Source organism: Neisseria sicca, assembly GCF_017753665.1.
GTDB lineage: Bacteria > Pseudomonadota > Gammaproteobacteria > Burkholderiales > Neisseriaceae > Neisseria > Neisseria flava.
In genome coordinates this window covers 2449303-2463325 of the sequence record NZ_CP072524.1, presented here as the reverse complement: position 1 = coordinate 2463325, position 14023 = coordinate 2449303, and the positions used below count along the sequence as shown (strand labels likewise).

Sequence of the window (14023 nt, the reverse complement as noted above, 5' to 3'; positions counted from 1 at the left end):
TGGGAATGGCCGGCATTCTCCCTTAAAATGATGCTTTTTCCCAACCTGCCGCCCGCCATGAACCTGACCCTTGCCATTCCGTCGCTTAACCGCCAAAGCGACGAATCCGTCCCCCCTCTTGCCCTGCCAGCCTTCAACCGTCTGCTTCGCTTCGGACATTTACACAAACAAGCAGTTGAAACATCAAAATTTTACGGGCGTTATTTATGGGACGGCAGCCTGCTCGAACATGCAAAAACTGCTGCAAACGTTCCACAGCAACAACCTGCTGCATTAGCTTCCCCGCTATGGCAGCAGATGGGTTTGCACCAAGTTAGCGTCGTTGGCGGTGAATATATCGATATTGCCACTGACGAGGCAGACAGATTGTGTCGCGAACTGTCCGATTTTTATCAGGACGAGGGTTGGCGGTTCGTCCCCGTTCGCCCCGATTTGTGGCTTGTCTTATTACCCAATCCGCAAGACTGGCAAATTAAGCCTGCATTGGATATTTACGGACAAATGGGGTCGTCTGAACAAGCATCAGGCAAAGATAGCGGACAATGGCTGGCCAAGCAGACAGAAATCCAAATGTGGCTGCACCAACACCCAATCAACAACATTCGCAACCAACTCGGAACACCGCCGATAAACGGTCTGTGGCTGTGGCATGATATTCAAGGGACGCAGCAATCACCCTCCCTTTTCTCCGACAGCCCGTGGGCGCAATTTGCCTCCGGCCGCGTAGATGTACCATACGACTTTCGTGCCTTTGCCTCTTGGATGCAAGAAACAGGAACAGACACTGCTGTCATTTTTATGGATGATTTGGCCGTTACCGGATCGACGGCAGACGTACTGGCCTACCAAGATATTTTGCAGGATTGGGAACAACGCTGGTTTCACCCGATTTGGCAGGCGCTGCACACAGGTCGTCTGAAAAATCTGACCTTGATGACCGATGGGGAAAACGGCGGCGCATTAACACTCACACCGAAATCGCGTTGGAAATTTTGGCGGGCGGAAAAAACGTTTACAGGGATTTGGTAAATTGAATCACCAAAGGTCGTCTGAAAAAGTCGTTATGTGATTTAAGTTTTAGAAGAAATCCAACTTCCATCATCCTTCCAGCCATGAATTTCAAATAAAACCAATTTATCCCTCATACAAGATATAAAAAAGGTCGTCTGAAACCCTATTTTGGATTTCAGACGACCTTTGCTTCAGCTAAGAGCCGTTAGCTTACCACTGGTACAACGCACCTGCTCCGACACCGACGTGGCCGTCTGTGTTGGCAGAGAAGTTGCCTTTAACAACCCAGTTACCGCCGTCGCTCATCGCAGACACGCCGATTGCCATGGCGGATTGACCACCGTAGTAGCCGCTACCCACGCCGATACCGGTCGCACCCGGACGGGTTACTTGCGGAATCGAGCCTTGTGCAATCGCACCCGCTACACCTGCGTAGGCTTTTTTGCCGACGTTTGCAATGTTGTTTTGCAGAGCGTTACCCATGCCGACAAGCTGGTTCAGGTTGACCGCATCGGTACCTTCTTTCGCCGGAGCGACGTTGGTGATGCGTTGTCCGCCGTTGTTCAGACCAATTGGGCTGAGGCTGACGGTATTCGCCGGATTGTACGCAGTTGGCGCACCAATACTAATGCCTTGAGCGTTAACGGTTACGCCGCCTGTCGTGACGCTGTCTACTTTCAGGTCTTTGTTGAGGCCGACCTGAATGCCGTTCGAACCTGCGGTGGTGGTGATGTTGGCATCGCCTTTAACGGCTACGGTATCACCCAGTTTGTTGGCAACGGTCGTACCGCTGTCACCTGCGAAGCTGATGCCTTTGTTGTCTACTGCGTCTTTCGCCGCTACGCCTTTGGCGATGTCGTCTTTGACGGCTTTAGACAGGTCAACCGCGTAGTCGGTTACGTTGTTGGCATCTTTTTTGCCTTTGGTCACGACGATTTTGTCGGAACCTGCGGAGACGCTCGCACCATCAGCATTAATGGTGTAAACAGTTTGTTTGTTCGCACCTTGTTTGCTGCTGACGCTGGCAATGTTGGTACCGGCTTCGACTTCTGTCTTAGCAGCAGCGGTCAGACGGTTCAACTGTCCAACATTTACTGCATCAGTATCTTTCTTGCCTTCAGCAACGTTGCTGATGGCTTTGTTGCCTGCGTTGATGCCGTCGGCAGTGATGTTGACATCGCCTGCTTTCAGACCGTCTTTACCCAGAGCCACTTTGTCGCCGACTTTAACGCCGTCGTTGTTCACAACGGTATCGCCTGCGGTGAAGCTGTCGGCCTTGAGGTTAGGTGCGGTCGCCACTTTGTAAGTGGTGCTGCCGTCGGCATTTTGCTCTGGTGTGACGACGATGTTGTCGTTGCCGCTTTCCACTTTGGATGTGGCTTTCGCTGCGGCTGCTTTGAGCTGTGCAACGTTCACTGCGTCGGTGTCGGCTTCGCCTGCAGCTACGTTGGCAACCTTGTTACCGCCGTTGTCCAGTCCGTCTTTAGTCAACGCCACTTTATCGCCAACTTTAACGCCATCGTTGTTCACAACGGTATCACCTGTGGTCAGGCTGTCAGCTTTAAGGTCGGGGGCAGTAGCCACTTTATAGGTGGTGCTACCGTCGGCATTTTGCTCAGGCGTGACGACGATGTTGTCGTTGCCGCTTTCCACTTTGGATGTGGCTTTCGCTGCAGCTGCTTTGAGCTGTGCAACGTTCACTGCGTCGGTGTCTTTCTTACCTTCGGCAACGTTGCTGATAGCTTTGTTACCTGCGTTGATGCCGTCAGCGGTGATGTTCACATCGCCTGCTTTCAGACCGTCTTTACCCAGAGCCACTTTGTCGCCGACTTTAACGCCGTCGTTGTTCACAACGGTATCGCCTGCGGTGAAGCTGTCGGCTTTGAGGTTAGGTGTGGTCGCCACTTTGTAAGTGGTGCTGCCGTCGGCATTTTGCTCAGGTGTAACGACAATGTTGCCGTTACCGCTTTCCACTTTGGACGTGGCTTTCGCTGCGGCTGCTTTGAGCTGTGCAACATTCACTGCGTCGGTGTCGGCTTTACCTGCGGCTACGTTGGCAATCTTGTTGCCGCCGTTGTTCAGTCCGTCTTTGGTCAGACTGACAGGTTTGCCTGCTTTGCCGTTGCCCACGGTCAGACCGTTATCCGTCAATACACTGTCGCCGACAGTTACTGTCTTGAAGGATACGTCGTCTGAAGTTGCTATGGTAATTCTCTTACCGTTGCGGCTGACTTTGACGTTTTTGCCTTCTTTGAAGGTTACTGTGTCGCCCGCAGCGATTTTTTCAGATGAGGTCTCATCGTTGGCATTCAGGTTCCAACCTTTGTCGGCTGTCGCTTTCACTGACTTGATCGCGTCGTGGATGGTGTTTTCACCTGTTCCGCCGATATCTTCTGTGGATACATTGCCGTTCTCGTTCTTGGCTTCTCCACCCAAGATGTTTTTCAGGTTCACTTGGGTAGCGTCCAGCTGGGCTTCGGTCGCGGCTTTGTTCGATCCTGCCAATGGGGCGGTGCCCAATGTGGTGTTGGTCAGTCCGCTGACAATACCTTCTTTACCGTCGATCACTACCGGTTTGCCGCCGTTCGCTACGTCTTTACCGATGGTCACTTTCTCGGCCAGGCTGAAGTCGATTTCTTTGCCTGTACCGCTTGTGGTAACGATGTTCTTGTCTTTGCTTGTGTACTTGACCGTATCGCCCAAGTTCACTTTTTCAGACGACCCGTTGTCCGCAACGATGTTCAGACCTTTGGTCACTTCTTCGCCTACTTTGTCCAATGCGTCTTGAACGGTGCCTACGGCAGGATGTTTCGTGCCGTCCGCTTTGGTAACGGTAAAGCTAGGCGCTGCAACCTCTCCGGTTGTCGGATCAATGTTGGTATTCAACGCTTTGGCTACTGGGTTCAACTGGCTGACGTTCACTCCGTCAGTATCCGCCGTACCTTTGGCTACGTTGGTAACTTTGTTGCCGCCGTTGTTCAAACCGTCTTTGGTCAGCGATACCGGAGCATTTGCCGTACCGTTGGCAATATTCAGACCGTCTGTCGTCAGTACGCTGTCGCCCGCGGTCACTTTAGGCGTAGTCAGTCCGGTAGTGGTCAGTACGCTGTCGCCGACTGTCACTTTGTTGAACGCTACGTCGTCCGCAGTTTCAATCGTCAGCTCTTTGCCGCTGCGTTTCACTAGGATGTTCTTACCTTGTTTCACGGTCACGGTGTCGCCCGCAGCGATTTTTTCGCTTTCGCTGTCGGCTTCTTCGTTCGCTTTCAGCTTCCAACCTTTGTCGGCTGTCGCTTTCACTGACTTGATCGCGTCGTGGATGGTGTTTTCACCTGTTCCGCCGATATCTTCTGTGGATACATTGCCGTTCTCGTTCTTGGCTTCTCCACCCAAGATGTTTTTCAGGTTCACTTGGGTAGCGTCCAGCTGGGCTTCGGTCGCGGCTTTGTTCGATCCTGCCAATGGGGCGGTGCCCAATGTGGTGTTGGTCAGTCCGCTGACAATACCTTCTTTACCGTCGATCACTACCGGTTTGCCGCCGTTCGCTACGTCTTTACCGATGGTCACTTTCTCGGCCAGGCTGAAGTCGATTTCTTTGCCTGTACCGCTTGTGGTAACGATGTTCTTGTCTTTGCTTGTGTACTTGACCGTATCGCCCAAGTTCACTTTTTCAGACGACCCGTTGTCCGCAACGATGTTCAGACCTTTGGTCACTTCTTCGCCTACTTTGTCCAATGCGTCTTGAACGGTGCCTACGGCAGGATGTTTCGTGCCGTCCGCTTTGGTAACGGTAAAGCTAGGCGCTGCAACCTCTCCGGTTGTCGGATCAATGTTGGTATTCAACGCTTTGGCTACTGGGTTCAACTGGCTGACGTTCACTCCGTCAGTATCCGCCGTACCTTTGGCTACGTTGGTAACTTTGTTGCCGCCGTTGTTCAAACCGTCTTTGGTCAGCGATACCGGAGCATTTGCCGTACCGTTGGCAATATTCAGACCGTCTGTCGTCAGTACGCTGTCGCCCGCGGTCACTTTAGGCGTAGTCAGTCCGGTAGTGGTCAGTACGCTGTCGCCGACTGTCACTTTGTTGAACGCTACGTCGTCCGCAGTTTCAATCGTCAGCTCTTTGCCGCTGCGTTTCACTAGGATGTTCTTACCTTGTTTCACGGTCACGGTGTCGCCCGCAGCGATTTTTTCGCTTTCGCTGTCGGCTTCTTCGTTCGCTTTCAGCTTCCAACCTTTGTCGGCTGTCGCTTTCACTGACTTGATCGCGTCGTGGATGGTGTTTTCACCTGTTCCGCCGATATCTTCTGTGGATACATTGCCGTTCTCGTTCTTGGCTTCTCCACCCAAGATGTTTTTCAGGTTCACTTGGGTAGCGTCCAGCTGGGCTTCGGTCGCGGCTTTGTTCGATCCTGCCAATGGGGCGGTGCCCAATGTGGTGTTGGTCAGTCCGCTGACAATACCTTCTTTACCGTCGATCACTACCGGTTTGCCGCCGTTCGCTACGTCTTTACCGATGGTCACTTTCTCGGCCAGGCTGAAGTCGATTTCTTTGCCTGTACCGCTTGTGGTAACGATGTTCTTGTCTTTGCTTGTGTACTTGACCGTATCGCCCAAGTTCACTTTTTCAGACGACCCGTTGTCCGCAACGATGTTCAGACCTTTGGTCACTTCTTCGCCTACTTTGTCCAATGCGTCTTGAACGGTGCCTACGGCAGGATGTTTCGTGCCGTCCGCTTTGGTAACGGTAAAGCTAGGCGCTGCAACCTCTCCGGTTGTCGGATCAATGTTGGTATTCAACGCTTTGGCTACTGGGTTCAACTGGCTGACGTTCACTCCGTCAGTATCCGCCGTACCTTTGGCTACGTTGGTAACTTTGTTGCCGCCGTTGTTCAAACCGTCTTTGGTCAGCGATACCGGAGCATTTGCCGTACCGTTGGCAATATTCAGACCGTCTGTCGTCAGTACGCTGTCGCCCGCGGTCACTTTAGGCGTAGTCAGTCCGGTAGTGGTCAGTACGCTGTCGCCGACTGTCACTTTGTTGAACGCTACGTCGTCCGCAGTTTCAATCGTCAGCTCTTTGCCGCTGCGTTTCACTAGGATGTTCTTACCTTGTTTCACGGTCACGGTGTCGCCCGCAGCGATTTTTTCGCTTTCGCTGTCGGCTTCTTCGTTCGCTTTCAGCTTCCAACCTTTGTCGGCTGTCGCTTTCACTGACTTGATCGCGTCGTGGATGGTGTTTTCACCTGTTCCGCCGATATCTTCTGTGGATACATTGCCGTTCTCGTTCTTGGCTTCTCCACCCAAGATGTTTTTCAGGTTCACTTGGGTAGCGTCCAGCTGGGCTTCGGTCGCGGCTTTGTTCGATCCTGCCAATGGGGCGGTGCCCAATGTGGTGTTGGTCAGTCCGCTGACAATACCTTCTTTACCGTCGATCACTACCGGTTTGCCGCCGTTCGCTACGTCTTTACCGATGGTCACTTTCTCGGCCAGGCTGAAGTCGATTTCTTTGCCTGTACCGCTTGTGGTAACGATGTTCTTGTCTTTGCTTGTGTACTTGACCGTATCGCCCAAGTTCACTTTTTCAGACGACCCGTTGTCCGCAACGATGTTCAGACCTTTGGTCACTTCTTCGCCTACTTTGTCCAATGCGTCTTGAACGGTGCCTACGGCAGGATGTTTCGTGCCGTCCGCTTTGGTAACGGTAAAGCTAGGCGCTGCAACCTCTCCGGTTGTCGGATCAATGTTGGTGTTCAACGCTTTGGCTACTGGGTTCAGCTGGCTGACGTTCACTGCGTCGGTATCCGCCGTACCTTTGGCTACGTCGGTAACTTTGTTGCCGCCGTTGTTCAGTCCGTCTTTGGTCAGGGATACGGGAGAGCCTGTCGCACCGTTGGCAATCGTCAGACCGTTGTTGCCCAATACGCTGTCGCCCGCAGTGACTTTAGGCGTAACCAATCCTGCATTCGTCAGCGTGCTGTCGCCTGCTTTCAAGGTAGTCGCAGTTACACTATTCAACGTAATATCGTCATTCAGCTTGACGGTAACATTGTCGTTGTCTGCAGAAGTGGTAATGTTGTTGCCGCCTTTAATGCCGACTCGCTCACCCAGTTTTTTGCTTGAAGTTGAAGTGTTGCCGTCTGCATCAAAGGTTAGACCTTTTTCCGCCAGCTCTTTAAGCTGTGCATAATTCACAGCATCATCTTCATTTTCACCTTTGGCAACTTTGGTGATCTTGTTGCCGCCATTGCTCAAACCGGACTTGGTCAGGGATACTGGATTGTTACCGTTGGCAATGTTCAAACCATCATTGGTCAGAACACTATCACCCGCTTTGAGTTTATCTGCATTGACAGTTTGAACGGTGATTTCGTCTTTCAGTTTGACTGTAATGCCGTCTGTACCTGATTCGGTAACCACATTTGTATCGTCGCCTTTAATTGCCAGCGTTTCGTCCAGTTTTTTGGTTACAGGAGAGCCGCTGTTGCCACTGAAGGTAATACCTTTGGTATCGACGATATTTTTCGCATCCACGCCTTTTTGAATCTCAGCTTTGGTGTCGTCTGAAAGGTCGAGTTCGTAGTTGGTGGTTTTGGTGTGGTTACTGTTTGTCGCTTCAGACGACTTCAGCGCCAATTTACCGCCATCTTTCACGCTGACGGTGGTATTGTCAGCATGAACAGTGTAAGTCGTTTGATTACCTGCTTCCACAGCAGCTACATGAGTATTGTCGCCTGCTGCTACAACGCTGGTTTTTTCACTGTCAACAACGGCTTTATTGATGGCTTTAGCAACGTCAGCTGCAGTAGCAAATACATCGCCTGCCGTATCCGCGCTGACTACGCCACCAGCACCCGTGGTCAGCGTAGATTTGTTTACGTTGAACGTAACAGTGCCCCCTTTGTTTTCGGCAGTCGTACCTGTGCCGTTAACAAATTTCAGCGTGGAATCATCTTTAGTCAACGTTTTGACATTTTCATCATTGACTTTTACATCAATGCCTTGTAATGCACTGTCGGCTTTTTTCAAGGAGTCTTTGGTTTTGTCAGACAAATCCAGATTGTAAGTAGTTACGTTGGTAGTTGAATCTTCAGACGACGTCAGTTTCAGACCGTTTTCTGTACCTTCTGCAGAGACAGCCGTACCTTTGGCATTGACGGTGTAAATGGCATGACCATCCGTGCCTTCAGTTTTGTCGACACTGACGACGTTTGTACCTTTTTGAACCTCGGTTTTCGCAGCTTTAACTTGTTTGTAGCTCGCTGCGTCAGTATCAGCCACACCGTCGGCAATGCTGGTAACTTTGTTGCCGCCGTTGTTCAAACCGTCTTTGGTCAGAGATACCGGAGCATTTGCTGCACCGTTGGCAATCGTCAGTCCATTGTTGCCCAATACGCTGTCGCCCGCGGTGACTTGCGGTGTGTTCAGTCCGTCTGTAGTCAGTACGCTGTTGCCGACTGTCACTTTATTGAACGCCACATCGTCCGCAGTTTCAATTGTCAGGTCTTTGCTGCTGCGTTTCACACGGATATTCTTACCTTGTTTCACGGTCACGGTGTCGCCCGCAGCGATTTTTTCGCTTTCACTGTCGGCTTCTTCGTTCGCTTTCAGCTTCCAACCTTTCTCGGCAGTCTCTTTTACTGAATTGATCGCGTCGTGGATGTTGCCTTTACCGGTATTACCAATGTTGCTCATAGTAATACTGCCGTTTTCGTCAACTGCGGCATCTCCGCCCAATACATTTTTAACGGTTTGGGCAGTATTACCCAAAACGTTTTGTACCGCGTACAGCTGGCTGCCGTTGATGGCATCCGTAGAAGTATTAGAGATTTCGCCCGGGGCAACGTTTTTCAATTGGCGTTCGTAGTTTTTAGAACCAAAGGATACTTGGTCGCCTGGATTCACACTGTTGCCGCCTGCAAAACCTGAGTATTTCAGATTATTGACAGTAGCTTCGTTGACACTAGTTGCACCGGTTGCAGTCGTACTGCCCGCACCGATTGCCACAGAGTTGCCTTGAGTGGCTTTCGCACCCATACCGAATGCGGCAGAGGCGACGCCTTCAGCGATCGTACCCGTACCAAAGGCTGTGGATAATTGACCTATTGCCTGTGATTTAGTACCAATGGCTACTGCAGCTTCGCTTGAAGTCGTATGAGTATAACTGCCGGTTTCCATCACATCGCCGGTATAGTCTTTATAAACCTCTTTAACCGTTTTACCCCCCGTACCTTCTACAGTTTTCGCTGCAACGGTATCCCAGTCGTCCGCACCGATAGCGATAGAAGAATTGCCTATTGCGTCTACATTGTTACCGATGGCAGTAGATTGATCGCCCCATGCATTGGCGTATGCACCGATAGCAACGGTTTGATTGTAATCCTCTTCAGCCGAAGCTGGTTTTGCAGGATTGGTTGCAGAAGCGTGATAGCCGATGACGACAGAGCGCGAGTTATTGGATTGAGCCTGATCACCGATAACAACGGAGCTATATTTCAAAGCCTGTGCATCATTACCGATAGCAACTCCCGCGGATGCAGCTGCATGACTGGATTTACCGATGGCGATACTATTACTATGATCGGCATTTGCACCATTACCTAAAGCGATAGCGTTGTCCAAACGTGTATGGCTGTTCAAACCAAGCGCCAAAGAAGCCGCGCCGTCTGCATTGGCAGCACGTCCCAACGCGATAGAATCAGTTTTCCACGCATTATTGCCCGAACCGATCGCGATAGCATATCTTTGGTCTGCCTTCGTAGCGGCACCGAATGCAATAGTGTCAGCACCATTAGCAACAGCGCCTTTACCGATTGCCATTGCCCGATTTTGCACAGCATCGGCACTAGTACCGATAGCAACAGTATCTTCTCCTTTTGCCTTGCTTTCATTACCTACCGAAACAGCATTCAAATTCAGAGCTTGTGCTTGTCGACCCACAGCCACAGAGCCTATTGCTTGAGCATTGGCATTGAAACCGAACGCTGACGCACCTGCTTTTGTAGCTTTGGCATATGGACCAACGGCAGTAGTAGAATTATCAGTAGCTCTTGAACCATCACCTACAGCCACGCTGGATTTACCTGATGACTCAGTATCTTGACCGCCTGCAAACGAGTTTTGTCCATAGGCATTTGCTTTTTGGCCGATGGCGGTTGCATTCTTGCCGCTTGCTTTACTTAGCGCGCCAACGGCGACCGAACCTTCGCCGGTAGTCTCACCATTAATAGTGGAATCAGAGCCTGCTGCCGCCTCAACAGTAGCCTTGCTACCAATTACAACCGCATTACTTGCAGCCGCTTTGGCTTCAGGGCCAGCGGCAATCGCGTTTTCACCTGTTGCGCCGTCGTTGTTGTAGTTGGCTTTTGTTTTATCTGCGCTATTTACACTATAAAAATGGGTTTGCGACGCACCGGTCAGCTTACCGTCAACAACCTTGATGGTGCTGTCATCCACCTTAACGTCGTATTTGATTTTAGTATTGCCGTTTGCTTCGGTATCAACGGTAACGGTAGTTGCATTGCCGTCGGCAAATTGCACGCTTTCTCCGGGCGTAACAATGCCCTTCGTATCGCCCGCATTATCTTTGACGGCAAAACCTTGGTTGACGTAGGTATTGAGATTGGTCATCGCAGCAGCGACGTTCTTAGCAGGAGTTGTATTGAATTTGGCTGTGCCATTACCTGCCGTATTCGGCTTATCACTGCCTTTGAGCACGTCATAAGACGGCAAGGTTACGAAAGAACCCTGATTATTTGTCGGATCATTGCCGACAGTCGCACCACCGCCCAATGCATCGGCGACCGATTTGGCAATATTACCCGCCCCTACATGAAGCGCGTAAAGCTGGCTGCCGTTTATCGCATCGGTGGAAGTTGGGGTAATCGCGCCAGGCGCAACGTGCTTGAGCTGACGCTCATAACCTGCCGAACCGAAAGAAACCTGCGAGCCGGTAGTGATATGTTCTGTTCCCGCAAAACCTCTGTAAGTGACACCATTAACTGTTGCTTCAGTCACAGCCGTTGCATCGGTACGCGTATGCGAACCTGCACCGATTGCGACGGATTTATCCTGACTGGCGGTTGCGCCTACACCAAACGCTGCTGCACCTATGCCCGATGCAGATGTACCCGAACCAAAGGCAGTGGACAATACACCCTCAGCAAGTGCCGTTACACCAATAGCGACGGCGGCATCTCCGGCAGTCGTACCTTTGAATGGATTTTTATAAGCCTCACCTTGCTGCTTCATGGGCATACCGGTCAACTCTTCGAATACTTGATGTACCTGTTTATTTCCTGCTGCTGCAACTTGTTTGGTACGTACGACATTCCAATCGTCGCCACCGATGGCAATGGATGAATCCCCAATTGCACGGGTATTGTTACCAATGGAAGTTGATTGCGCTCCCGAAGCAATGGCATCAGGACCGATGGCAACCGCCTGAGCCAAACCTGTCGCCTTCGCTGTCCAACCAATGGCAAGGCTCTGTTTTGTAGTTGCTGTTGTCAAGTTAGCACCTGCAGACACACCAATAGCAACAGAATCTTCTCCCAATGCCTGCACACCAGAACCGATCGCAACCGCATTCCCAACATTGACAGGGTTTTTAGCTATATTATTCACACCCGTTGCAACCGAATTTTTACCAATAGCAATCGAATTAGTTAGCGTTGCCTGTGCACCCGTACCCAAAGCAATCGCATCCGCACCGGCAGACTTGGCATTACGACCAATGGCGGTACTACGGTCTCCGGAAGCGATCGTTGCAGCATCATTATTTCGACCGAAACGGTCGCTACCGCCAACGGCTATGGAAAACTGACCGGAAGCCTGTGTCCAGCTACCGAGGGCTGTTGCACCAAGATTTTTTGCTTCAGCGCGGCCACCATATGCACTGGTCCATTCATGTGAAGCGATGGTATCCGAACCAATAGAAATTGCCTTCGCTGCATTTGCATTACTTGCCTGACCGATGGCAATCGCATTGTTACCGTCAGCATAAGCACCTGTACTTGCCTGGCTACCGCCAATAGCAACAGCACCGTCAGCCTCAATCCTTGTACCCGCTTTTGCAAAGGCACCAACTGCAACCGATCCCACACCTCTTGCGGAGCCGCCACCAATTGCCGTCTCACTCGCACTCCCGGTTGCAACCTTGCCTCCCTCTGAATTTATTATAGGATGCGCCCAAGCACTCTCAGACAAGCCGAATAATGCCGCGCTCAACGCCGTCAGCCTGAACAAGGTTTTCAGACGACCTTCCTCTGAGGCGCGCACATCCCCTTCAGCACCTTCGCTGCTTGATTTGACACGTCCCTTCGCCAATTCGGAGGTAACGACGAAAGAGCCGATGGTACGGTTCCATACAACTTTGAAAATCTTATTCATAACAATCTCTCTTGGTTGGATTTATTAAAAAATATCAGATTGAATTCAAGCATATACAATCAAAACAAGAAGTACTCCCCGCACTGTCCCGCCGCCAAATCTTCTTCAAGGCACACGCGGATTTTATGAGACAGGCATTCATTTATTTTGTTTATATATTATTGAAAATCAAATAGGTTGACGTTAATTGTCACTTAAGTACAATTTTTAGAACATATCTATATCAGTAGATATAATATAGAAACTTCATCAAATTGCCGTTTATTCAAAATAAACTCCGATAATCTTTGAGTTTCTTTTATTTTTTGATGCATATTTACTTTTATAAGTGGAACTATGTGTGGAATCCTGCAATTTTTATGCCAAACTCTCATATTGCATTTATAGCTATGTCGTTTAATATGATATTTATATTTGAATGAATATAATGAAAGAAATTTAAGATGCCGTTGCAACGGTATTGATTTGTAGAATTAATCCTTACTCTGTGCTTACCGTCTTCTAGCGTAAGAAAGGGAATTGGCAGCGGGAGCCTGCGCCAGTCCGGGAAAATACCACTGTTCCTCTGCCATAACTCCCGTCAACTGTATTCGTGGGTATAGCCCGCGCTACATCCGATCTTTTAAACGCTCACTAGCGGGCATAGGGAAAACGACGCAAAAAGGTCGTCTGAAAATGCGTGCATCGCAAGCCCGATGCTTTTTCAGACGACCTTCTTAAAACAGGTTGCTATAAACCGTAACGCGGACTTTCCCGCGACAATACAACTTCCCTTCCACCATGACTCCCGCCAACTGCATTCGTGGGCATAGCCCGCGCTACATTCCGATCTTTCAAACTCTCGCTAGCAAACATGGGAACACAACGCAAAAAGGTCGTCTGAAATATCCGTAGCGGGTTTCGCTACTTTTCAGACGACCTTTTGAAGGTGGATTTCAATAAAGCTATAAAAAAGAATCAACGCCCCATTTCGTTCTGCATGGCGCGGATGCTTGCCTGCCTGTCGCTGACATCACGAGTCAGGCGGTTGATTTTTGCCTGATCCCCCTGACGGCGGGCGGCGGCAAGTTGGGATTGGGCGCGCGCGAGTGCGGCCTGCTCGTTGCGGACTTCTTTTTGAAGGATTTGCTTACGCGACATTTGAGGCTTCGCAGGTGCGGATACAACGGGCGCAGGAAGGATTTTCGCTTTGCGGTTCATCTCTGCGGCACGCGCTTTGGCGGCTTTGGTATCCGGCTGGTTGCGCAGTCTCACATCCAAGCGGGGATTGGCGGCTTCTGCGGTGTTGGTTACGCTGCTTACTGCCGGACGCGGAAGGATTTTAATGTCGTCGATTTCGGGGGCTGCCTGACCGATGGCTTCTTTCAGGTTGACCGTTTCGGGAACGGCGCTGTCGGCTTCTTCGCTGCTGATGGTCGCGCTGCCGTCAACATGGGACACGGTACATTCGGCACCGGTTTTCTGGTTGGTAAAGACAATGCCGTTTGCGGTTTTGCAGATATAGGTAACAGGATTCGCGGATACGGCTGAGCTGCTGAGGCAGAGCGCAGCCGCAAGGATATAGGGTATCGGTTTCATGGCGGCCTCAAGATTTGCGGAAAGCGGGCATTATACTATGCTG

Annotated in this window: 3 protein-coding genes; 1 reads left to right on the top strand and 2 read right to left on the bottom strand. The window is 50.7% G+C overall.

Annotated elements, in window-relative coordinates:
- Positions 1-27 precede the first annotated feature (27 nt).
- A complete protein-coding gene (locus J7445_RS11595; protein ID WP_083310406.1) occupies positions 28-1029 on the top strand; it encodes a hypothetical protein in 1002 nt (333 codons plus the stop codon).
- Between the two features lie 192 nt (positions 1030-1221).
- Here J7445_RS11595 and J7445_RS11590 read toward each other — a convergent pair whose 3' ends face one another.
- Both J7445_RS11590 and J7445_RS11585 read right to left on the bottom strand, forming a co-directional pair.
- Entirely contained in the window at positions 1222-12402 is an 11181-nt protein-coding gene (locus tag J7445_RS11590) for a YadA-like family protein (RefSeq protein ID WP_209283068.1), read from the bottom strand.
- 957 nt (positions 12403-13359) lie between these two features.
- On the bottom strand, positions 13360-13980 hold the full coding sequence (locus J7445_RS11585; protein WP_070655483.1) for a hypothetical protein: 621 nt from the start codon (positions 13978-13980) through the stop codon (positions 13360-13362).
- Between the last annotated feature and the right edge of the window lie 43 nt (positions 13981-14023).

Coding starts and splice junctions, on each gene's coding strand:
- J7445_RS11595 (WP_083310406.1), top strand. CDS start 28: ATGATGCTTTTTCCCAACCTGCCGCCCGCCATGAACCTGACCCTTGCC.
- J7445_RS11590 (WP_209283068.1), bottom strand. CDS start 12,402: ATGAATAAGATTTTCAAAGTTGTATGGAACCGTACCATCGGCTCTTTC.
- J7445_RS11585 (WP_070655483.1), bottom strand. CDS start 13,980: ATGAAACCGATACCCTATATCCTTGCGGCTGCGCTCTGCCTCAGCAGC.